The sequence below is a fragment of the Yinghuangia sp. YIM S10712 genome (assembly GCF_051388935.1).
Classification (GTDB): Bacteria; Actinomycetota; Actinomycetes; order Streptomycetales; family Streptomycetaceae; genus Yinghuangia.
This window is the reverse complement of record NZ_JBPKBI010000008.1, coordinates 227,304-249,028: the sequence shown is the minus strand read 5'-3', so window position 1 is coordinate 249,028 and position 21,725 is coordinate 227,304. Positions and strand designations below refer to the sequence as shown.

Below are 21,725 nucleotides of genomic sequence, written 5' to 3'. Positions count from 1 at the left end.
AGGCTAGGTCAGGTCGTCGAGCAAGGCGATGTCGTGTCCGCACAGCGCGTTTGTCACGCGCAGATGAGCCGTTCCCGTTTCGCACGACCCGGCCGCGTCGGCGGCGGGACCGACGGGGTGGAACATCGGATCGGTTACACCGCGGTCAGTCTGGCCGGGTCGGCGACGGAACCGGGACCGACAGGGCCGGAACACCGGTCAGGTACGCCGTAGTTGCGGTGCGACCTCGGTGAGGATGCGGGCGATGGTGTCGTCTTCTCGGCGGCACGGCAGCAGGACCAAGTGGCGCGCGCCCGCCTCGACGTACGCGGCCAGGCGCCCGGCGACCTCGGCCGCCGTGCCCGCCGCGCCGATGTGGCGCGCGAGCTCGGTGAAGTCCTGCCGGTACGTCCCGCCGAGGAACGCCGCGGTGTCGCGGAGGGCCCGCTCGCCGTCGTCGTCGATGCAGACGGGGATGTACGCCAGCCACCCGAAATCGGCGAGGTCGCGCCCGGCCCGATCGGCGAGTTCGCGGATCGTGGCGACCGACTGCCGGTATCTGCGCGGCGAGTACATGTACGGCATCCACCCGTCGCCGAGCCGCGCGGCACGCGCCATCGCGGCGTCGCCGCGGCCGGCCACGATGATCGGCGGGCCGCCGCGTTGCAGGGGCGGCGGGTGGATGCGCACGCCGGACACCGGATGGAGGGGCCCCTCGTGCGTCACCGGCTCACCGGTCCAGAAGGCGCGTACGAGCTCGACGGCCTCGTTCGTGCGCGCTCCCCGCCCCTTCGTGGGGACATGCGTCGCGGCGAACTCCTGGGGATACTCGCCGCCGACACCGATGCCGAGCGCGATCCGCCCGCCGGACGCGTTGTCGAGGTCGGCGGCCTGCTTGGCGATCAGTGCCGGCGGATACAGCGGCAGCGTCACCACCGCCGAGCCCACGACGGCCCGTTCGGTGACGGCCGCAAGACCGGCGAGCCACGCCATCGGCTCGGGACTCGGGTTGCGGGACGCGATGTGGCCGCCGACCCACAGCGAGTCGACGCCGGGCGTACGGTCGAGGGCCGCTGCCGCCGGGAAATCCCGCGGCGCGACGAAGCCGATGCCGACGGTGTCGCCGCCGAGGCGGTCGCGAGCGGATCCGGTCATCGGATGCCACCACCGGCGCCGCGGATGATGCGACCGGGCGCGGACAGCCCCGCGCCCCGGCACGCACGTGCCGTCATGCGGCCCCCGGCCACGGAATCGTGGCCCGGCCCGGTCGGCGTCACGCCTCCAACGGGCTCTTCTCGATCTCGGCAAGCGGCGTTGTCGTCCACGCCCACGACTCTAGGGGTGTCTTCGAATCCCCCTCGGACCAGGCAGCGTCGCACCGGACCTGGACGGCCCTCCTTCATGCCGCGCATCGCAAGGCGCAGACGCGCGGCTCGGCCCGGGTTCGGCTTGAGAGGGCCGCCGGGCCCGATGTGTGGCCCCGGCGGGATTTCGAAGACACTCCCAATAGGACATCCCTTCGAATCCCTGCCGTACCCGGCCGCATGCCGGGCCGCTCACGAAGAGAAATCCGGTTCTCGATTTCGGCATCCCCTCGCCGTTCGCGATTCGCGTCGCCGCTAGAATCCCTCCCGTGCCGACAAGTGAACTCCCGCCCCGTGCCCTGGAGTCCATGACGCGCGCCCAACTCGACCGGCACCGCCGCATCACCGATGCGGTCATCGAACTCGTCGCCGAGGTCGGCCCCGACGCGTTGCAGATGCGGGACGTCACCGCACGTTCCGGCGTGTCGCTCGGCACGATCTACCGCTACTTCTCCTCCAAGGAGCACCTGCTCGCGGCAGCCGTCGCCGACTGGCAGGAGCGCCTGACGCGCCGGGTCGTGGCCGAGATGCAGACCGGCCGGGGGCGCGCGCTCGCCGGGACGACCGCCGAGGAGCGCGTCCTGCGTTATGCCCAGCGTGAGCTGCGGGCTTTTCAGCGGAACCCGCAATTCGCGCGGCTGGCCGTCGCGCTGGTGTCCTCGGCCGATCCGTACGCGAGCGAGATGATCGCACGCATGCAGGCGTCGTCGGACGAGGCGATGGCGGCGCTGATGCACGGCATGCCGGACGACGACGTGCGGACGATCCGCGTGGCCGTGCAGGCCGTGGTGCTCACCGGGCTCATGTCGTGGGTGACCGGCCGCAAGGCATGGCCCGACGCCTTCGCCGACCTCGAACGCGTGACGCGCCGCGTCTTCGCCGGCACCTGAGCCGGCCGGCCCGTCCGGACCGAACTCCCCTGTCCCCCATGGGAGACGGGCCCGCCTCCCTCGCCCCGGTCCTATGACTTCCGACGCCACTCCGGGCGTCCTGACCATTGACCCAAACAGGAATCGTGTTCTAGTTTCAGCGCGTCCTGAGATACCCGGTGGCACACACAACGCTTAAAGGGGGCAAGCGTGTTGCCCGACGGATTCCAAGCGTTCGACGCGGACAACCACTACTACGAGGCAACGGACGCCTTCACCCGACACCTGGAACCGGCCTATCGCAAGCGCTGCATGCAATGGGCGCAGGTCGACGGCAAGACACGGCTGTTGGTTGGCGGCAAGGTCAACAGGTTCATTCCCGACCCGACATTCTCCCGGCTCGCGCGGCCCGGCGTCCTGGAGAAGTGGTTCCGCGGCACCGCGGAGGGCTCGCTCGTCGAGCAGTTCGGCGAGCTCGAACCCCCGCGCCCCGCCTACCGCGACCGCGACGCGCGACTGCTCGCGATGGACGAACTCGGCCTGGCGGGCGCGCTGTTCTTCCCGACTCTGGGAGTCGGCATGGAACAGGCGCTGATCCACGACATCCCCGCGCTGTGCGCCGCGTTCCGGGCCTTCAACCGGTGGCTCCTGGAGGACTGGGGGTTCGCCTACAGGGAACGCATCTTCGCAGCGCCGTACCTCACGCTCGCCGATCCGGACAACGCCGTCGCCGAGTTGGACTGGGCGCTGGCCCAGGACGCCCGGCTCATCGTCATGCAGTACGGCCCGATCCGCACCGCGCGCGGCTGGGCCTCCCCCGGCGACCCGGTCTTCGAGCCGTTCTGGGCGCGCGCCGCCGAGGCGGGCATCACGATCGTCTACCACGGCGGTGACAGCGCGTACACCGAACTGATCTCGTGGTGGGGCGAGTCCCAGGAGATGGAGGCGTTCCGTGCGACGCCGATGCGCGGCCTGCTGAGCCCGGATGCCATTGCGGACACCATCGCCGCTCTGCTTGCGAACGGCGTTCTCGCCCGCCACCCCCGGCTTCGCATCGCGGCGATCGAGACCGGTGCCGACTGGATCCCGCCGCTGTTCCAGCGGCTGAAGAAGTCGTACAGCCAGCAGCCGCACGCATGGCCGGAGGACCCGCGTGAGACGCTGCGCCGCCACGTGTGGGTGTCGCCGTTCCACGAGAACGACCTCACCCGCCTGCGGGAGGTGATCGGCGTGGACCGGATCATGCTGGGGTCCGACTGGCCGCACACCGAAGGCATCGCGCAGCCGCTGAACTTCGTGAAGGACCTGGAGCAGGCCGGCTACTTGGACGAGGAGCAGATCCGGGTGATGCGCACCAACGCCGAGTCGCTGGTCACCCGCCTCCCCTGACAAGCAACGGCACCCGCCGCACTCGACGACCCGACGGCCGCTCGGCCGGAGGACAGGAGGACGGGCACATGGCCTTCCCCACCGATGTCCCGGTCATCGACACGATGATCGGCTTCCCGCACAAGGGTTGGGACCAGTACGCGTTCATCCGCAGGCAGACCAAGGACCGCGAGTCGCGCGAATCCTTCCATTTCCCGGCCGAGTTCATGTTCAAGGGCGTGCCCAAGGACCTGCCCACCGACGATCCGGTGGCGTTCACCCTCCACGAGATGGACCGCTTCGGCATCCGGCAGGGCATGATCGGCGTCGGCGACGATACCTCGCGCGAGGCGCTGCGCCGCCACCCGGGGCGTTTCGTCGCGTCGTCGACCGTCGACCCCAACACAGGCATGGAAGGCATCCGGCAACTCGTCCGCGAGCATGAGGAGTTCGGGACCCGGGCGGTGGGCTGCTTTCCGTCGGGAACCTTTCCGCAGGTGCCGATCGACGACAAGAAGATGTACCCGGTCTACGCCAAGTGCGTGGAACTGGGCATCCCGATCTTCGTCTGCGCCGGAGTCCCGGGCCCCCGCCTGAGGTTCGCCGCCCAACACGTCGAACGCATCGACGAAGTCATGTACGACTTCCCGGACTTGGTGATGGTCACCCGCCACGGCTGCGAGCCGTGGGTCGACCTGGCCGTCAAGCTCATGATCAAGTGGCCCAACCTGTACTACTCGACGTCGGCCTTCGCCCCGCGCTACTACCCGCAGGCGATCGTCGACTACGCCAACACCCGTGGCGCCCACAAGATTCTGTACGCGGGCTACTTCCCGATGGGGCTCACCCTCGACCGCATCTTCGGCGAACTGCCGTCAGTCGGCTTCAAGGACGAGGTGTGGCCGCAATTCCTCAGCGGCAACGCCGCACGCGTCCTGGGACTGGATCCGCCGCCCGGGACCTGACCCGGCCGACCGGCGGTGTGCGCCCCGACCGCCCGCCGCTCCCGCGACCCCAAAGGCGTCCCGCACCGGGCGGACACGGCACGCCGGTGACGCGCCGGACGGCCGGGCAACGCGCTCGGACGTGCGCGAAAACAGGTCGACAGGCGGCTGGTGATCCCCGAACATCGGTGCAGAGCAAGGCGCGAGGGACTCGCCCGGGTGGCCACCCGGGCGGAGGACTTCGCCGGCTTGTACGCACCTCCCGGTGCGCAGGTCCCGGTTACTTCATTCCACGAAAAAGCCGGGGCCGCTTCCGATCTCGGGAGGGCGGGCGCGGGTGCCCGGTGCGCAGGCATCGGTTACTTCCACTGATAATGGCGAGGTTCCGGGTTCGAGTCCCGGTCGTCGGGGCAACCCGGCGGTAGCTCAAAGGCAGAGCACGTTTGTTCCGGAGCCGCTCGGATCTCGGGCACCCCCGCGACGCCCCCCGTATTCAACTCCCACGGGGGGATTCCACATGGCCAAGTTCAACCGGCATGTCGCCCGGCCGCCCGTCGGCCCGGTGCGGACCACGATGCGCGTGCCCACGACCCGGACGTTCGAGGGCGGCGCCGCGTATCTGCGCGAACCGCGCGGCGAACTGGTGCTGTTCGCACTCACCAACATGGTCGGCGAGGCGTCGTTCTACGAGACCGCGGACGAGCGCGACCGCCGGTTCCGCGATCTGGTCCACGACGTCGCGGCCGAAGACCCGTTGTGGATGGTCGGGTTCGTCGGCTGGCTGCGCGATGCGGCGGGCATGCGTTCCGCGGCACTCGTGGCGGCGGCCGAGGCGGTCTTCGCGCGGCTGACGCTCGGCCGGCACGGCATGAACCGGGCGATCATCGACGCCGCACTGCAACGCCCCGACGAGCCGGGCGAGTTGCTGGCATACTGGACGTCGACGCACGGGCGCAGCCTGCCGAAGCCGGTCAAGCGCGGTGTCGCCGACGCAGCGGCGCGGCTGTACACCGAGCGGGCGCTGCTGAAGTACGACACGGCCGCCCGGAGTTTCCGGTTCGCCGACGTGCTGGAGCTGACGCACGCCGCACCCGCGGCCGAAAAGCCCTGGCAGGGCGCGTTGTTCCGGCACGCGATCGACCGTCGGCACGGGCGTGGTGACGAAGTCCCCGCCCAGTTGCGGATGATCGCCGCGAACCGCGCGCTGCGCGCGGCGGCGGAGGACGACCCGGCCGTGCTGCTGGACGCCGACCGGCTCCGCGATGCCGGTATGACGTGGGAGGACGTCCTGTCGCTCGCCGGCCGGCGGATCCCCAAGGACCGGCTGTGGGAGGCGATTCTGCCGTCGATGGGCGTGATGGCGCTCATCCGCAACCTGCGCAACCTCGACGAGGCGGGCGTCTCGGACGAGGTGGCCGAGCAAGTGGCGCGGCGTATCGCGGACCCTGCGGCGATCCGCGCTTCGCGGCTGTTCCCGTACCGCTTCCTGTCCGCGTACCGCAGCGCGCCGTCGCAGCGCTGGGGCCACGCGCTCGACAAGGCGCTCGCCGCGTCGACGGCGAACCTCCCGGCGCTGCCGGGCCGCACGCTGGTGCTCGTCGACACGTCGGGCAGCATGTCGTCGCGGGTGTCGGCGCGTTCGACGGTGACCCACTCGGACATCGGCGCGCTCTTCGGCGTCGCCCTCGCGCACCGCGGGGCCGAGGTGGACCTCGTCGGGTTCGCGGACGGGCAGTTCACCCACCGCGTGCACGCGCGCGGCGGTTCGGTGCTGCGCGACGTCGAGGCTTTCTGCCGACGCAACGGCGAGGTGGGGCACGGCACGGAGACGGTACGCGCGCTCCGGGCCGCGTACGACGGGCATGACCGGGTCGTGCTTGTCTCCGACATGCAGGCGTTCCGGTACGCGGGTACACACGCCGAAGGGCTGTCGGTGTCGGAGGCGATCCCGGCGTCCGTGCCGATGTTCGGCGTCAACACATCCGGTTACGCACCGACGGTGGTCGCCGCGGGCACACCCAACCGGCACGAGATCGGCGGATTCAGCGACAAGCTCTTCACGTTGCTGGACCTGCTCGACCGGGGCTTCGACGCCGGGTGGCCGTGGGAGTGACACTGCCCCACGTGCAGCGGGCCCTGGACGGAGGAACTCTCCTCCGTCCAGGGCCCGTTCGCTGTTCCCCGAATGCCGCCGGCACCGTCAGGCAGCCGGTGACGCACACGGCGGCCGACGCCTCACGGTGATCCGGTCACCCTCGGCCGTGTCGTCGCCCCGGCGGGTTTGGTGACCGTCATCGGCTTCGTCGCGGTGCTGGTGCGTTCACTCGTGCCGTCGGTGCCGTCGGTGCCGTCGGTGCTGTAGTCGGTGCTGTCGCTCGTGCCGTCGTCGGTCGCTGTTGCGGTTGCCGTACTGGTCCTTGTGCCGGTGGGCGGGCCGGTCTCGGTGGCCGTCCGTGTCCCGTCGACCGTTCCGGTTCCGGTCGGAGTTCCCTCGTCGCCGGTCGAAGTCGGCGTGCCCGACGGCGAGTCGGTCGTGGTACCGGTGCCCGACCCGGACGGCGACAACGCGTTGTCGTCACTCCGGTCGGGCAGCGGGGCGGGCGCCTCCGCGGCCTCGTCCTGTTCGCCGTCGGTGCCCGGCGTGCGGTTGATTCCGCTGTCGGGCGCCTGGAGGTCGGCGATGTGGAACTTCGGCACCTTGGTCTTGGGCTTGTCGATCCTCGTGGGTTTCGAGCCCTTGTTCTTCCAGGTCGCGTCCGGTGTCTTGAGCCTGATCCGGCCCGCGTCCTTGTCCGTTCGGGTGAGCGGGTTGCCGCAATTGCATTTGACGACGGGAATGCCGAACTCGTCGACCAGCACGGCCGTACCCGCTTGGAGAATCGCGTCGAACGACGTGTCCATGGTGTGGTTGCGTACGAGCGTGTCGACACGCAGCACGACCGGGGTGAGCTTCCGGACGTACTCCGGAATGGCGGCCCGGTCGGCGAGCTTGAGGACTTTCACCCAACGCGTCGCCGGGACCGCGTTGGTCAGAAGAAATTCGACGAGTTTCGCTTTGTCGCACACGCTTGCGTTTCTCGTGCCGCCGAACAGGCCCGGGGTGTCGCCGCGGAGCTTTTCCGTCGACACTGCGGCGGTGAGCCCCTTGACGTCGGCCCCGAAGTCGGCGGAGAACGGGCCTTCCCCGACCTCGCCGGCCGCAATGCCGGTCACGTCGGTGACCTCGGATTTTTGACACGCGGACAAGGCGACGAGCATCGCCACCGCCGCGATGAGTGCCACTAATGCCGCGCGACTGCGGTTCCACGCATGCGTGGGCATGCGAGGCGGCCAAGCCTCCATGCTTCCCCCCTGCATATCCCCTGGACGGGAATGACAGAAATTTCCCCGAGGCGGGTCACGACCCGTACCTCACAAGCCCCTGTTCCCGACGCCCCCGATGGCGGGCCGGGGCCGACAATCACGTGTTTCCGTCACTCATCATGGCGTCCCACCGCCCGCCCCGTCGCGCTATTTCAGAACCGTGACAATCGCGACGATCGCGGAGATCGCGACCCCGCCCGCGCCCCGCCGTGGCTCACCCGGTCCTGCGCGCCTGCGGGCGTTCGTGGTGCGCAATTTGGTCGGTGCTGAGATAGGCCTCGGTCTGTTCGAAGTCCTGGAGCCTCGCGGGCCGTCCGGCCTGGAAGCCGGTGCGCACGAAGTCGTCGCCCGCAGTCGCGTTGAGCGCCCAGTTGACCAGGACGCGGGTGCGCGCGGTGACGGTCGGCAGCGACAGCACGTGGTAGCCCCGGGCGACGGCCTGAGCCGGGACGCCCGACAGTTCGACACCGAGCGGCTTGGACACCGCGTCCTTGCCGCCCAGGTCGACGACCAGGCCGAGATCGCGGTGGTAGTAGGGCTTGAGCGGCCGTCCGTGCAGCCTTGCGACCACGTTGTCGGCGAGCACTTTGCCCTGCCGCTGCGCGTGCTGCGCGGTCGGCGGGGTGACCGCGTCGCCGCCCTTGGCGAGGTCGGGAACAGCGGCGGCGTCGCCCGCGGCCAGGACCGAGTCGATGCCGGGCACGGTCAACTCCGGCGTGGCCACGAGGCGTCCGCGCAGCGTCTCGGTCGACAGGGTGTCCACGAGCGGGCTGGCCTTGACACCGGCCGTCCAGATGAGGGTGTGGGTGGGCAGCACCCGCCCGTCGGTGAGCGTGACGCAGGTCGCCTCCACCGAGCTCACGGAGGTTCCTAGGGAGAACTCGACCCCGCGGCGCCGCAGCATCATCATCGCCTTGGCCCCGAGTTTCTCGCCGAGTTCCGGCAGCAGCTTCGGGGCGACGTCGATCAGATGCCATTCGATCAGCGCCGGATCGAGGCGCGGGTACCGTCGCGCGGCGGCGGTGGTCAGGCGCTGGAGGCAGGCCGCCGTCTCGGTGCCGGCGTAGCCGCCGCCGACCACGACGAACCGCAGGCGCGCGTCGCGCTCGGCGGCGTCCTGGGTGACGGCGGCGAGGTCGAGCTGGGCGATGACATGGTCGCGCAGATAGGCGGCCTGGGCGAGGGTCTTCATGCCGAGGGCGTACTGCGACAGTCCCGGGATGTCGAACGTACGGGTCGTACTCCCGGCCGTGAGTACGAGCTGGTCGTACGGCACGTCGAGCACTTCGCCCGTGGTCTTCCGGACCACGCACACCTTGGCGTGCACGTCGACGCCGATGGCCGCGCCCGGCAGGAGGCGGGTTCTTCGGAGTCTGCGGCGCAGCGACACGGCGACGGACTGCGGCGTCAGCACGCCGGCGGCGACGTGCGGCAGAAGCGGCAGGTAGAGCTGGTAGTCGGTGGGCGTGACGAGCAGCAGATCCGCCTCGGCGGGGCCGAGCCTGCGTTCCAGCCGATGCAGGCATTCGGCCCCGGCGAACCCGCCGCCGACCACCACGATCTTCGGACGCGCCATGGGATGGACTCCTCACGCCGGTTGTTGAGAGACGACACTCATCGACATCGCAGGCACGTGCCGGCCGATCCGGTCAGCGATCCGCCGGCCCGCGAAGCACGCAGAACTCGTTGCCTTCCGGGTCGGCCAGGACGACCCAGCCCTCTTGTTCCCCCTGGCCGACGTCGACACGGACTGCGCCGAGGGCGACGACGCGTTCGACTTCGGCGGCCATCGGACGGTCGGTCGGGGTCAGGTCCAGGTGCAGCCGGTTCTTGGTCTTCTTGGGGCCGTCGGGGACGCGGATGAAGAACAAAAGGGGCGGGTGCCCGCCCTCGCGGCGCTCCTCGGGGGTGCGGTGCACATCGCTGATCAGCACGTCGCCGTCCTGGTCTTCCTCCAGGTGGGCGTACTCCAGCACCGCGCGCCAGAAATCCGCCAGCTCACGCGGTTTGGCGCAGTCGATCACCAGTTCAGTCCACACACTCGCCATGGGCGCGACGTTCCCCCCGCGCGGGCGATTCCATGCTCGACCCCGGGTTGAACATGTTCAAAACTGCGGGCTAGAGTTCCTGGCACGCGAACTGAACGCGTTCAAACAAGGAAGGCGCCCATGGATCTCACCGTGGTCTCGTACGCCGTCTACCTGCTGATCAGCATCGCCCTGACGGTGTGGGTCGGTCGCACGCTCGGCCGCAGCGGCAGGCTTTTTCTCTCCGATGTCATGCAGGGTGACGAAAAGGTCGCCGATGCCGTCAACCACCTGCTGATCGTCGGTTTCTACCTCGTCAACCTCGGGTTCGTCGCGCTGTACCTCAAGCTCGGCGGCGGCGTCGACAGCGTCCGCGAATCCTTCGAGGCGCTGTCGGTCAAGATCGGTACGGTCCTGCTGGTGCTCGGCGTTCTGCACCTGGTGAACGTCTACGTCCTCAATCGGATCAGGCGCCGCATCATGGCGGACCGCAGCTCCGTCCCGCCCGTGCCTCCACAGGGCTGGACCAGTCCGGCCGTCGGGGTGTGACCCGGTGACCGCCGCAGCCCGGACCGACGGGGGAGGCCTGTACAGGGGTGAGGCCTCCCCCGTCGCACCGACCGTCCCGCCCGTCCGCCGCATCACGGTCCTGTACGACGCGGACTGCCCGCTGTGCACGGCCGTCAGCGGCCGGCTCGCCCGCCGCCCGAAGCTCGTCGCGATCGACCTCATCCCGGCCGGCTCGGCGCGTGCCCGCAACCGCTACCCGGACCTCGACCACGAGCGCACCTTGCGCGAGATCACCGTCGTCGGAGACTCCGGGCAGGTATACGAAGGCGCGTACGCCTGGGTCGTCTGCCTGTGGGCACTGCGCGGCTACCGAAGGACGGCGGAACGCCTCAGTACCCCGGCCGGCCTCGCCGTCGCCAAGGCGGCAGTCGTCGCGGCCGCCCGTGTCAGGGCCTCCACCCGCGACGACTCCGGCTTCGACGACCCCGGAGGCTTCGACGGCTGCGCGAACGGGTGTCTTGTACCGGGTTAAGGTTCCAGGCGTGAAAAACGACGCACGACCGGGAATCACGCAGCGCGGTCTCCTCACCCGGGGACCGCGCTGCGGCCGTCCGGGCCGCGCGGGAACGACACGGACGCCGTGCATGCGCAACGCCCTGCGACACCGCGTCCACAACTCGCGCCCCCACCTATCGCCTGCAAGGCAACCTGCAATCACACGAAGGCAGTTGCCCTCAACGGAGGCGGGCGCGTGACATCCGACGACCGGCGCGGGATCGCGCCCGAAACCCCTGGGGAAACCCCGGGCGGAAAGACCAGCAAAAGCGACCAAACCCGATCGCTCATCCTGGAAACGGCCATGCGCCTGTTCGAAGAGCGCGGCTACGACAAGACGACGATGCGCGCGATCGCCGCCGAAGCCGGGGTCTCCGTCGGCAACGCCTACTACCACTTCGGGTCGAAAGAGCACCTGATCCACGGTTTCTACGACCGTGTCACCCACGACCACATCGCCACCACCCGCGCGCGCCTCGTCGGCCGTACGGACTTCGCGTCCCGCCTCCAAGTCACCCTGGAGACCTGGCTGGACATCGCCGAGCCGTACCACGGCTTCGCCGTCCAGTTCTTCCGCAACGCGGCCGACCCCGACAGCCCGCTCTCCCCGTTCTCCGCCGAGTCGTACCCCGCCAGGCAAACCGTCGTCGCCCTCTACCGCGAAGTCCTCGCCGGCTCCACGCTGAAACTCGACGCCGAAATGGCAGCGATCCTCCCGGAGTTGCTGTGGCTGCACCAGATGGGCATCGTCCTGTTCTGGGTCTACGACCGCACCCCGGACAACGCCCGCAGCCGCGACTTCGTGCGCCGCACCACGCCCATGGTCGCTCGCGTCACCACCTTGTCCCGCTACAAACTCCTCCGCCCCCTCGTCCGCGACGCCGAGAAGTTGGTCCGCGACTTCATCGTCCCGGAGGGCATCGACCGGCAATCCCCCCGGTGACGCCGTCGATGTCGGTCCGTGCGGGGCCGACGAGGGCGTTCCGCGAGCCGAAAAGTGACGCGGCGTCGGCGTCGAGGACCTCGACGGTGACCGGGGCGCGGGAGCCGTCGCGAGGACGGGAGCCGGCGCCGGAACGCCGCCGATGGAAAATCAGGGCCGATCGCTCTGGGAAGGTTCCCTGACTCTTGCTAGCTTCCGCCGCATGACGTCCACGGTGGTTTGGGGAACCGGGAACATCGGCCGACTGGCCCTGCGCGCGATCGCGGCCGAGCCGGCGCTGAAACTCACCGGCGTGATCGTGCACAACCCCGCCAAAGTCGGCCGCGATGCCGGCGAACTCGCGGGCCTGGAAGCCGAGTTGGGCATTGCCGCGACCGACGACACCGACGCGGTGCTGGCCGGTCGCCCGCGCGCGGTGGTGTACGCGGCTTCCGGCGACATCCGCCCCGACGAGGCGCTCGACGACATCTGCCGGGCGATACGAGCGGGCGCCGTGGTGGTCACTCCCGCGCTCTACCCGCTGTACGACCCGCGTGGCGCCGCACCGGAGTTCCGCGACCCGGTGCTGGCGGCCATCGCGGAAGGGGGCGGCTCGCTGTTCGTGTCGGGGGTCGACCCGGGCTGGGGCAACGACGTACTTCCGCTCCTGATCAGCGGACTCGGCGGCACCATCGATGTGATCCGGTGCCAGGAGATCTTCGACTACTCGACCTACGACCAGGAGGACTCCGTCCGCAACCTGGTCGGCATGGGCATGCCGCTCGACTACGGCGCCCCGATGCTGTGGCCGGAGATGCCGACCATGATCTGGGGCGGCCAGATACGGCTGATGGCCCGGGCCCTGGGCGTCGAACTCGACGAGATCCGCGAGACCATGGACCGCCGCGCCCTCGACACCGGCGTACGCACCGACACCATGGGCGACTTCGACGCCGGCACGCAGGGCGCGGTGCGGTTCGAGGTGCAGGGCATCGTGGGCGGCGAACCCCGCATCGTCATCGAGCACGTCACCCGCATCCACCCCTCGTGCGCCCCCGACTGGCCCACTCCCCCGGACGGCGTCGGCGCGCACCGTGTGGTCATCGAGGGCCGCCCCCGCATCGAGGTCACCGTCGAGGCGTCGGACGAGGGCGGCAACCGGTCCGCCGGCGGGAACGCCACCGCCGTCGGCCGCCTGGTCAACGCGATCGGCTGGCTCGTGGACGCCGAACCCGGCCTCTACGACGCCCTCGACGTCCCGCTGCGCCCGGCCGTGGGCAAGCTCGGAAGGAGCTCGACATGATCATCGACATTCCCGAGGGCGAAGACCCCATCCCCTACGTCTGGGCCGAGTTGGTCCCGGAGATCGGCACCGCGGCGGCGACGTATTCGATGGCGGTGTACGACCACAGCCGGCTGGGCCTGCGCGAGTTCGAGGCGGCGCGCCTGCGCATCGCGCAGATCAACGGCTGCGTCTTCTGCCTCGACTGGCGCACCGAGCGCGACGGGCAGCGGGTCGAGGAGGGTTTCGCGGACGCGGTGACGGCCTGGCGTACCACCGCGGTGTTCGACGACCGCACCCGGCTGGCCGCCGAGTACGCCGAGCGGTACGCGCTCGACCACCACAACATCGACGACGCCTTCTGGTCGCGGATGAAAGAGCACTACACGCAGCGCGAGATCGTCGAACTGAGCATGGCCATCGGGTCGTGGCTCGCGTTCGGACGCCTCAACCACGTGCTCGGCCTCGACAGCACCTGCGTGTTGACGAACCGTTAGTTCGTCGGACTGCGCCGGCTTTCCCCCATGCCTCGAACATCCGGACGAACAGCGATGTTGTTGGCAAATCGTGATCATTTCGGGACGATACGTCAATACCCGCGGGGAATCCGCTAGGCCCATGAGCCCACTCTCAGGCCGCCGCTTCTCGCCCGCTGAGGACTTGTCCGCGTTGGTACGCCAGGCCCGTGCGTGGGACCACGCGCCGGCCCCCACCGAGCCCGCGCCCGCGCCCGCGACCCCGCCGACGCGTTCGGCGTCGGCCGCGTCCCAGGTGCCGGTCGCGTGGCCGACCGGACGCGCGTGGCGGCGGAACTGGCGTACACGCCCTGCCTGACCGGCGTGCCCGCGGGCCGCCCGGCCGGGCGGGCGGGCCGGTGGTCACGGCAATGTCGGAGTCAGCTCGTGCATTTCGTCGTCGCCCTCGTGGACGACTCCGTACGAGGATTCGGGAACCTCGTTCCAGGCGCCGGTGAGGTCGCCGAGTGGTTCGGACACCACCAGCCGCGTGTCCGGCGAGACTTTGTCCAGCACCTTGATCTCGGGGTGCATCGCGCGCAGCGTGTTGATCTCCGTGCTGTAGAACAGCGACCGCGAGTGGCGCTCGGTGGAGTAGCGGAACGCCCACAGGCCCGTACCGTCCGACACGGCAACGGTCATCTGCACCGCGTTCGGCACACCGTGCCGATCGGCGACGGCCTCGATCAGGCCGATCATTCGTTCGACCGACCCGGGCACGTCGCTTTTCAGCCCCAGGGTGAGCGCCAGGTAGAACATCAGCTCCGAGTCCGTCGAGCCTTCGATCTCGGCGTACAGGCTGGGGTCCACCGCCATCGCCAGGTCGCGCTTCAGCCTCGCGAATCCGTTGATGGCGCCGTTGTGCATCCACAGCCAGTTCTGATGGCGGAAGGGGTGGCAGTTGGTCTCCTGCACCGCCGCCCCCGTCGAGGCGCGTATGTGCGCGAAGAACAGCGGTGAGCGAACACACCGTGACAGTTCGTGCAGGTTGCGGTCGCTCCACGCCGGCCCCGTGGCGCGGAAGACCGCGGGCTCCACGAACTCGGAGTCCGTCGCGTAACGCTCATCGGGATACCAGCCGATGCCGGCCCCGTCGCCGTTGGTCGTCTCGACGCCGAGACGCGCGTGACGGCTCTGGTCGATCAGCGAGTGGGCCGGCTTGTAGATGAGTTCATCGAGGTGGATCGGCGTTCCGGTGTACGCCAACCATCGACACATTCGTCTCACCGTCCTCGCGGCTGCGCCGCACGACTTCAGGGCGCCGACCGAGGCGCCCGGTGCGTTCCACGTTAGGCCGAACGTGGGGTGCCCCGCCTGCGGAGGCCTTCCGGATACCGGCCGGCGCCGGGCTGCAACCCGGAACCGGCGCAGCGCGTTGTCAGGGCGTCGCGGGCTTGGCGGCGGTGTGAAGCCACGTTTCCGCCCACTGCGTGAGCTTCCGACCCGGGAGCGACGGTGCGACGGATCCCGCGAGCGCGAGCAGGTCGCCGGTGTCGGCGTTGCCGTGGCGGTATTTCACCGTCCATGCGCGCAACAGTTCGAAGAAGTCCCGGTCGCCGACGCGCGTCCGCAAGGCGTGCAGCGCCATCGCACCGCGCAGGTAAACCGCCTGGTAGTCGAAGATCCCGTCCCGGCCCGGGTCGGCGGTCGTGCGGTTCCAGAACGGGGCGTCGGCGGGTGTGGCGTAAAGCTCGTCGAACGCGGACTGCGCGGACGGGCCGCCGTGGTCTTCCTGCCACAGCCATTCCACGTAGGTCGCGAAGCCCTCGCTGAGCCAGATGTCCGCCCACGTCTTCGGGGTGACGCTGTCGCCGAACCACTGGTGGGCCACTTCGTGCACGATCGTCGTCTCGTCCGGCGCATGGTCGTAGACCGGGCGTCCCTGCGTCTCCAGCGCGTAGGCGGCGCCGATGCGGTCGATGATGCCGCCGGTGGAGTCGAACGGGTAGGCGCCGAAACGCTCTTGGGCCCATGTGACGGCACCGGCGGTGACGGCCCGCAGTTCGCGGTCGTCGTCCCCGCCCGCCGGGTCGTACGCGGTGATGTGCGGAAGCCGGCCGACACGGCCGTCGGTCCGGGTGAACGCGCCGATCGCGACCATCGACAGATAGCTCGCCATCGGCTCGCGCATCGCCCACGTGACGGTCGTGCGGCCGCCGGATACCCGCGGCGGACCGATCGGCTCGCCGTTGGCCAGGGCCGACAGGCCGTCGGGGGTGGTGATGTGGAAGGTGTACGTGGCCTTGTCGCGCATGTCGTCGTTGACGGGGTACCAACTCGGGGCGCCGTCGGGCTGGTTGAGTGCGACGGCACCGTCGTCGGTGGCGATCCAGCCGTGCGGGCCCAGTTGCGGATCGGCCGGCGCCTGCGGGGTCCCCCGGTACCGGACCCGCACGGTGAAGTCCCGTCCGGCGCGGACCTGCTCGGACGGCGTGACGATCAGTTCCTGCCCGTCCCGCCGGTATGCCGCCCGCCTTCCGTCCACCTCGACCGACTCGATCGCGGGCCCGGTGAAGTCGAGGTGGAAGCGGGCGAGGTTTCGCGTCGCACGTGCCGTCAAGGTCGCCTGCGCGGTGAGGACGGGAGGCGCGAAGTCCAGCTCCAAGTCGTAGTGTTCGACGTCGTAGCCCTGGTTGCCGGCGAGCGGGAGGTAAGGGTCTCCGGCACCGGAGGCCGGGGTCGCGCCGTCGGTCCGGGGTGCCGCTTCGACGGGCATCGCCGCAGTCAACGTCATCGCGAAAGCGAGCCACACGGCCGCCGTGCTTCGCCGGGACGGGGTCGGAAAGCGTTTGTGCACGCGGGACTTCGCGGTGGGTCGGGACTGCCGGACGGTCATGTCGTACGCGCTGGTCATGGGCCGCAATCCTGACCGCGCCATGGTCGTTTTCACCGGGCGACACTTCGCCGACCCCCGAATGGACCAACGGACCGTCACCCGTCTCCCCGGCCGGGAGTTTCTTCGGCAACCGCACTGACAGGTCGTCAGGTCCCGTCTCGGCGGCGCACGTACGTGACTTGGCCGAACCACCGCCGGGCGGCCTCGGTGAGCACGAGTGTGCCCAGGACGGCGATCGTGGCGGCGGCGAGGACGAGGCCGGTGTCGCCGGTGTCGCCGGTGTGCTTCCCCGCGAACATCACACCGCATGCGGTGGCCACGCCGACCGCGAGCAACTGCACCGGCAGATCGGCGGGTTCGGGGCGGCCGCGCCAATGCCGGGCCTGAAGGCCCGCTTCGACGGTGATGAGCACGACCACGGGCGGCAGGATCCACGCCGGCCGCGAGCCGGCGAAGCGGCCGGAGACGTAGAAGGTGTCGCAGGCCGCGTAGACGACCAGAGCCAGGTACGCCAAGGCGAGCAGCGTCACCACGACACGTGCCGTCCCCGGCCTCGGCTGCTCGCGACGCACGGGCCGCAGTCCGTCGGCGTGGCGGCGGTCCGGGCGGCGGTGCGAGGGGGCGGAGCGCGGGGACGTGGCGTGGCGGGGCCCGGACGTACGGGTGGCCGTTGCGGGGCGTGCGCCGCGCGCGGAGCCGGATGCGGCGGCTCGCGCGGGCTCCGGCGCGCGGGGCGGTGACGCGGTGGCGTCCGTCGCGGCACCGCCGGGCGCGGCAGCTCGCGCGGAACCAGGCCCGGCCGGTGGTGGCGCGGCGTCGTCCGGCGCGATGCCGACGGGTGCGGCGCCCCCCGGCGTTCGGCTGCCGGGCCTCTCCGCGCGGCCCGCCCCCGCGCTGCTTCGCGTCGCACCGCCCGGCCTTGCGCCACCCCGCCTCCCGCTGCCCGGCCCGAGGCCACCCGGGCCTGGGCCGCCCGGCACTGCGCTGCCCGGGATGCGGGAGGAGGGTGCCGAGCCGGAGCGCTCGGTGCGCTCGGTGGCGCCTGCGGGGGCGGGGGCGTCTGCGCTGTCCGAGGGCGGGTTGCCTGCCCGGTGGTCCGGGTCGGCGGTCCATTCCACCGTCGGCGCGGCGTTGTCGCGCCCGGCTGCCCGGGGGCCGGGGGCACTCGCGGCGGTCACCGGGCCGTGGACGGGAGCAGAGTCGGGGCGGTCCGGGCTCGGGCCGCCCGGCGCGGGGCCGTTCGGGCGGGGGCCGTACGAATAGGGGATCTCCGGGCCGGAGTTCTCCGGTTCGGGGCTGTCCGGATCGCGCGGCCGAGGCACGAATATGCCGCGCGGCGGTGACAGTTGGTCGTCCTCCCCGCCCGCGTCCGCGTTGTCGAGCCGGACCAGCGCGTTGTCGAGGGTCCAGACCGCCCAGGTGCCCGCGTGGGCCGGGGAACCACCGCTCCGGGCCTGGGCGATCACCGCCTCGCGGCACAACAGCAGCCATTCGCGGGCGCGTTCGGTGGAGACCTCCGCGGGTATCCACTGCGCGATCGGCAGCAGCAGCTCCGGGGAGGCGGCGACGGCCCGCGCTCCGGCGGCGACCAATTCCGGCTGCCCGTCCGCGGACCGCACCAGCAGCGCGAGCGCCCGGTAGCGCTGCAACGCGGTCAGGTGCGGGCTGCCCAGCACGCCGGCGAGGAAACCGCCGCTGCCTTCGGCTTCGACTTCGGCGACGAGCGCGGCGCGCAGCGGCTGGGGTCCGATCGCGCCCCAGCGGGCGCCGTGTCCGGACGGGTAGGCGGTGGCGAGGATTTCCTCGTACGCCCGGAGCACCGGCCCCTGCGGTTGCGCGAGGTCGCCGCGCCCGCGGTTGTGCACCTCGAAGCCGGCCCGGACCGCGCCGAGCGCGTCCTCGTGGGTCGTCGCGCCGACGAGTTGTTGGACGGCCAGCAGGGTGCGCAGCAGGCCGGTGTCGACCAGCCCGGACGGCATGCGGGCCTGGGCGATGCGCCGGACGTGGCTTTCCTCGCGGCTGAGCAGGACGTCCAGCGGTCGTTCAAGAGAGGTGAGTTCGGGGTCGAACCGGGTGAGCGTGTCGGCGAGCGCGGCCATGTGCAGGTCGCCGACGGTCAGGCCCGGGGCACCGCCGGGCGGAACGCTGTAGCGGCTCGGCCGCGTGAGGTCCGGCGCGGGTTGCTCCGGGCGGTCGTCGTCGATGCCGAGTTCGCGCAGGATCCGGATGCGTTCGGCGAAGGCGCTCGTGGCGCGTCGGTAGAAGGCGTCCGCACTGGTGTCGGCGAACGCGTCGGCGGTCGCGACGCGGAAGGTCTCGCCGCGTCCCATGACGACGCTGTTCGCCCACGTCGTCCGCAGGCGGGGCCACCAGTCCCGGCGTCCGCGGACGACGAGCAGGACGCGTATCGGTTGGCCGCTGCGTCTGCCGCTCAGCAGGTCGAACAGCGAATGAACCTGGTCGAGTCGGGCCTCGGCGCCGTCGACGATGAGCAGCAGGGGCTGGCGGACCTCGGTGAAGAGTGTGTACCCGCGGTCGGTGGGCCGGGGGACCTCGGCGAGGAACCCGCCGGTCCACGCGGGCCGCCGCCGGACATCGTGGGCCGGCCTTCCTCCCCCGCCCGGGTCGCTGAGGTCGGTCAGCAGTTCGAAGGCCATGCGGGTCTTGCCGGTGCCGTCGGCGCCGGTCAGCGCGGCGACGTCGGTGCGCCTGCCGTTGAAGCACCACTCCCGCAGTGCCCGCGCGGTGGCCGGATCGCCCGACACGGGGACGACCTGTGCGGCCGGTTCGAGCAGGTACGACGACGACAGTTGCGGATCGGGGGACTCGGTCAGCAGCGGACCGAGGTCGGCGGGGCGTAAGAGCGGTCGCATGCCGGTCGCGGCGGCGACGGTTTCGGCGAATCCGGGCGCGCCGAGGAGCCGGTACGCCGGGAGGACCAGCAGCGATTCGCCGCGCCAGTAATCAGCGGCGTTGGTGGCGAGGCCCACCACGGTGTCGTCGCAGTAGACGGCGGCGCCGGACATGCCCTGCCAGACGTCGAAGGAGACGTCGTCCGGGTGGGCGAGTTCGAAGACGTACATGCCCGAACGCGCGCGCCCGCGCGGGGCGATCCAGCCGTCGAGGCTCTGGGCCTGGGCCGCGGACCTCGGGCCGCCGGGCACCTTGCGGTACAGCGCCTGCGGGAAGCCGATCGTCGTGCAGACCGGGCGTGCACCGGCCGGGTCGCAGGTCAGTGCACCCCAGCGCACGATGCCGAGGTCGGCGCCGAGGCGGGTGTGGTCGCCGCGCAGCAGGGCGACGTCGATCGAGGGGTCGGTCCACAGGACGGCGGCCTCGTGTTCGGCGCCGCCTTCGAGCTCGCGGACGACGACGGGCCCGCTGTCGCGGTTGGGGCACGCGACGTGCCCGGCCGCCAGCACCAGGCCGGGGGCGATCACGCAGCCGGATCCGCGGACTCCGGCACGCGGGTTGACGACCTCGACGGTCCGTCCGGGGGGCGAGCCCCCCGACCCCGCGCGGTTGTGCACGCAACCCCCCGACCGACGCACGAAACCGGAGACCAGTGTGCCGGATCTTGCCGACAAACAGTCTTGTTTCCGAGGACTTTCCGGGGTGCCGTGCCGTGACGGCTTGATCGGATCGACGGCAACGATCAAGCCGTCACGCGGCCCGGCGGGTCACCGGCAGGCGCCCGCGGCTCACAGGTTCACGAGGTCACGGGGACACGAGCTCACGGGGTCGCCGGGCCGCCCGGCACAGCGGTCGCTGTGTGCCCGGGCGGCCCGAGACCCCGCGCGTCACGAGTAGTCGTGGAACCCGCGACCCGACTTGCGGCCGAGCAGTCCCGCGTCCACCATGCGCAGCAGCAGCGGCGGCGCCGAGTGGAGGGGCTCCTTGAACTCCTCGTACATCGAGTCGGCGATCGCGGCGAGGGTGTCGAGGCCGATCAGGTCGGCGAGGCGCAGCGGGCCCATCGGGTGGGCGCAGCCGAGTTCCATGCCGGAGTCGATGTCCTCGGCGGACGCGAAGCCGGATTCGAGCATGCGGATCGCGGAGAGCAGGTACGGCACGAGCAGCGCGTTGACCACGAATCCGGCGCGGTCCTTGGAGCGGATGACGTGTTTGCCGAGCGGGCTGTGCACGAACTCCTCGACGCGGGCCAGCGTTTCCTCGGAGGTCAGCAGCGAGGGCACGAGTTCGACGAGGTCGAGGACCGGGACCGGGTTGAAGAAGTGGACGCCGACCACGCACTCGGGGCGGCTCGTGGCCATGCCGAGCTTCATGATCGGGATGGACGACGTGTTCGAGGCGAGGATCGCGTCCTGCCGGGCGACCGTCTTGTCAAGGATCGAGAAGATTTCGGCTTTTGCGCCTTCGTCTTCGGCGATGGCCTCGACAACCATGTCACGGTCGGCGAATTCGGCGAGGTCGGTGGTGAAGCGGAGCCGTCCGAGGGCGGCGTCGCGGTCGGCTTCCGCGAGCTTGCCGCGGCGGGCCGCGCGGTCGAGGGAGTCGGTGATGCGGCGCCTGCCGGCTTCGGCGGCGGCGTCGGAGATCTCGCGGACCACGACGTCGAGGCCGGCGCGGGCGCAGACCTCGGCGATTCCGGATCCCATGAGCCCGGAGCCGACGACGCCGATCCTCCGGATCGCCTCATGGGCGGTCGCGGCGGTTCCGGTGGACGTTCCGGCCGACAAGTTGGGTGTCTCTGTCATGCCCCCATTGTCGTCGTGGGCCGCGCGGGCCGATGATCCACCCCGCCTTGATGGGCGAGCCGGACGGCGAGCATGTGCTCGGTGATGTCGAGTAATTCGGCGGCGCGGGCGGGGTGTTCGGCCTGTGCGAGGACGCGGCGGGCCGTGCCGCCGTCGACGAGTTTCGCCGCTGCGGCGCGGTCCGCGAGGTGTTCGCGCAGCGCGGTCCCGGGGTCCCAGCCGCGGGGATCGAGGTGGTCGGGGTGCCAGCCGGCCGCGGGGCCGGGGATGCCCCCGGCGGGGCAGCGGTCGTCGGCGAGGATGTGTTCGACCTGGTGGGCGAGCACGCAGCGCTCCTGGACGCGTGTGAGCCCGGTCGTGAGCACGACGGCGCGCTTGTGCGGCACCCACACCGCCCAGGCGGCCCGCAGCGTTGCCCGGCGTACGTGCACGCCCAGGCGGTCCAGCTCGCCGAAAGGGTCGTACATCCCCAC

The 21,725-nt window shown here is 70.9% G+C and carries 20 protein-coding genes; 10 read left to right on the top strand and 10 right to left on the bottom strand.

Annotated features, from left to right (window positions below; genetic code table 11):
- Window positions 1–3: 3 nt before the first annotated feature.
- Window positions 4–126: a hypothetical protein gene (locus tag ACRX5W_RS18990; RefSeq protein ID WP_436789382.1), complete on the bottom strand. Its 123-nt coding sequence runs from the start codon at window positions 124–126 to the stop codon at window positions 4–6.
- Between the two features lie 72 nt (window positions 127–198).
- Window positions 199–1,134: an LLM class flavin-dependent oxidoreductase gene (locus ACRX5W_RS18985; protein ID WP_436789381.1), complete on the bottom strand. Its 936-nt coding sequence runs from the start codon at window positions 1,132–1,134 to the stop codon at window positions 199–201.
- A gap of 478 nt (window positions 1,135–1,612) precedes the next feature.
- On the opposite strand from ACRX5W_RS18985, the gene ACRX5W_RS18980 reads away from it, so the two are divergent.
- The 4 genes from ACRX5W_RS18980 (at window position 1,613) to ACRX5W_RS18965 (ending at window position 6,637) form a co-directional block, all read left to right on the top strand.
- Entirely contained in the window at window positions 1,613–2,233 is a 621-nt protein-coding gene (locus tag ACRX5W_RS18980; protein WP_436789380.1) for a TetR family transcriptional regulator, read from the top strand.
- A 189-nt stretch (window positions 2,234–2,422) separates the two neighbouring features.
- Entirely contained in the window at window positions 2,423–3,601 is a 1,179-nt protein-coding gene (locus ACRX5W_RS18975; protein ID WP_436789379.1) for an amidohydrolase family protein, read from the top strand.
- Window positions 3,602–3,669: 68 nt separating this feature from the next.
- Window positions 3,670–4,545 carry an amidohydrolase family protein gene (locus ACRX5W_RS18970; protein ID WP_436789378.1) on the top strand — a complete coding sequence of 292 codons (876 nt, stop codon included), beginning with the start codon at window positions 3,670–3,672 and terminating at the stop codon, window positions 4,543–4,545.
- Window positions 4,546–5,041: 496 nt separating this feature from the next.
- Window positions 5,042–6,637 carry a TROVE domain-containing protein gene (locus ACRX5W_RS18965; RefSeq protein WP_436789377.1) on the top strand — a complete coding sequence of 532 codons (1,596 nt, stop codon included), beginning with the start codon at window positions 5,042–5,044 and terminating at the stop codon, window positions 6,635–6,637.
- A gap of 122 nt (window positions 6,638–6,759) precedes the next feature.
- Here the strand turns inward: ACRX5W_RS18965 and ACRX5W_RS18960 are convergent, their stop codons facing one another.
- The 3 genes from ACRX5W_RS18960 to ACRX5W_RS18950 all read right to left on the bottom strand — a co-directional run bounded on the left by ACRX5W_RS18960 (window position 6,760) and on the right by ACRX5W_RS18950 (window position 9,935).
- Window positions 6,760–7,845 carry a DUF6777 domain-containing protein gene (locus ACRX5W_RS18960; RefSeq protein WP_436789376.1) on the bottom strand — a complete coding sequence of 362 codons (1,086 nt, stop codon included), beginning with the start codon at window positions 7,843–7,845 and terminating at the stop codon, window positions 6,760–6,762.
- A gap of 256 nt (window positions 7,846–8,101) precedes the next feature.
- Window positions 8,102–9,463, bottom strand: a complete 1,362-nt coding sequence (locus ACRX5W_RS18955) for an NAD(P)/FAD-dependent oxidoreductase (protein ID WP_436789375.1) — start codon at window positions 9,461–9,463, stop codon at window positions 8,102–8,104.
- A 73-nt stretch (window positions 9,464–9,536) separates the two neighbouring features.
- Entirely contained in the window at window positions 9,537–9,935 is a 399-nt protein-coding gene (locus ACRX5W_RS18950; RefSeq protein WP_436789374.1) for a VOC family protein, read from the bottom strand.
- Window positions 9,936–10,055: 120 nt separating this feature from the next.
- On the opposite strand from ACRX5W_RS18950, the gene ACRX5W_RS18945 reads away from it, so the two are divergent.
- From ACRX5W_RS18945 to ACRX5W_RS18920, 6 genes are all read left to right on the top strand, one after another.
- A complete protein-coding gene (locus tag ACRX5W_RS18945; protein WP_436789373.1) occupies window positions 10,056–10,463 on the top strand; it encodes a hypothetical protein in 408 nt (135 codons plus the stop codon).
- Between the two features lie 37 nt (window positions 10,464–10,500).
- The gene (locus ACRX5W_RS18940; protein WP_436789430.1) at window positions 10,501–10,956 is read left to right on the top strand and encodes a thiol-disulfide oxidoreductase DCC family protein; all 456 of its coding nucleotides are present in this window, start codon (window positions 10,501–10,503) and stop codon (window positions 10,954–10,956) included.
- Between the two features lie 219 nt (window positions 10,957–11,175).
- On the top strand, window positions 11,176–11,922 hold the full coding sequence (locus tag ACRX5W_RS18935) for a TetR family transcriptional regulator (protein ID WP_436789372.1): 747 nt from the start codon (window positions 11,176–11,178) through the stop codon (window positions 11,920–11,922).
- A gap of 202 nt (window positions 11,923–12,124) precedes the next feature.
- Window positions 12,125–13,204, top strand: a complete 1,080-nt coding sequence (locus ACRX5W_RS18930) for an NAD(P)H-dependent amine dehydrogenase family protein (RefSeq protein WP_436789371.1) — start codon at window positions 12,125–12,127, stop codon at window positions 13,202–13,204.
- Entirely contained in the window at window positions 13,201–13,680 is a 480-nt protein-coding gene (locus ACRX5W_RS18925) for a carboxymuconolactone decarboxylase family protein (protein ID WP_436789370.1), read from the top strand. Before ACRX5W_RS18930 ends, ACRX5W_RS18925 begins: the two co-directional genes overlap by 4 nt.
- 121 nt (window positions 13,681–13,801) lie before the next feature.
- Window positions 13,802–14,017: a hypothetical protein gene (locus tag ACRX5W_RS18920; protein ID WP_436789369.1), complete on the top strand. Its 216-nt coding sequence runs from the start codon at window positions 13,802–13,804 to the stop codon at window positions 14,015–14,017.
- Between the two features lie 44 nt (window positions 14,018–14,061).
- Here the strand turns inward: ACRX5W_RS18920 and ACRX5W_RS18915 are convergent, their stop codons facing one another.
- From ACRX5W_RS18915 to ACRX5W_RS18895, 5 genes are all read right to left on the bottom strand, one after another.
- Window positions 14,062–14,916, bottom strand: a complete 855-nt coding sequence (locus tag ACRX5W_RS18915) for a class II glutamine amidotransferase (protein ID WP_436789368.1) — start codon at window positions 14,914–14,916, stop codon at window positions 14,062–14,064.
- Between the two features lie 160 nt (window positions 14,917–15,076).
- Window positions 15,077–16,552 carry a M1 family metallopeptidase gene (locus ACRX5W_RS18910; RefSeq protein ID WP_436789367.1) on the bottom strand — a complete coding sequence of 492 codons (1,476 nt, stop codon included), beginning with the start codon at window positions 16,550–16,552 and terminating at the stop codon, window positions 15,077–15,079.
- A 128-nt stretch (window positions 16,553–16,680) separates the two neighbouring features.
- Window positions 16,681–19,974, bottom strand: coding sequence for a hypothetical protein (locus tag ACRX5W_RS18905; protein ID WP_436789366.1), 3,294 nt, complete (start codon window positions 19,972–19,974; stop codon window positions 16,681–16,683).
- 360 nt (window positions 19,975–20,334) lie between these two features.
- A complete protein-coding gene (locus ACRX5W_RS18900; RefSeq protein WP_436789365.1) occupies window positions 20,335–21,252 on the bottom strand; it encodes a 3-hydroxybutyryl-CoA dehydrogenase in 918 nt (305 codons plus the stop codon).
- Window positions 21,249–21,719 carry a hypothetical protein gene (locus tag ACRX5W_RS18895; protein WP_436789364.1) on the bottom strand — a complete coding sequence of 157 codons (471 nt, stop codon included), beginning with the start codon at window positions 21,717–21,719 and terminating at the stop codon, window positions 21,249–21,251. Before ACRX5W_RS18895 ends, ACRX5W_RS18900 begins: the two co-directional genes overlap by 4 nt.
- Between the last annotated feature and the right edge of the window lie 6 nt (window positions 21,720–21,725).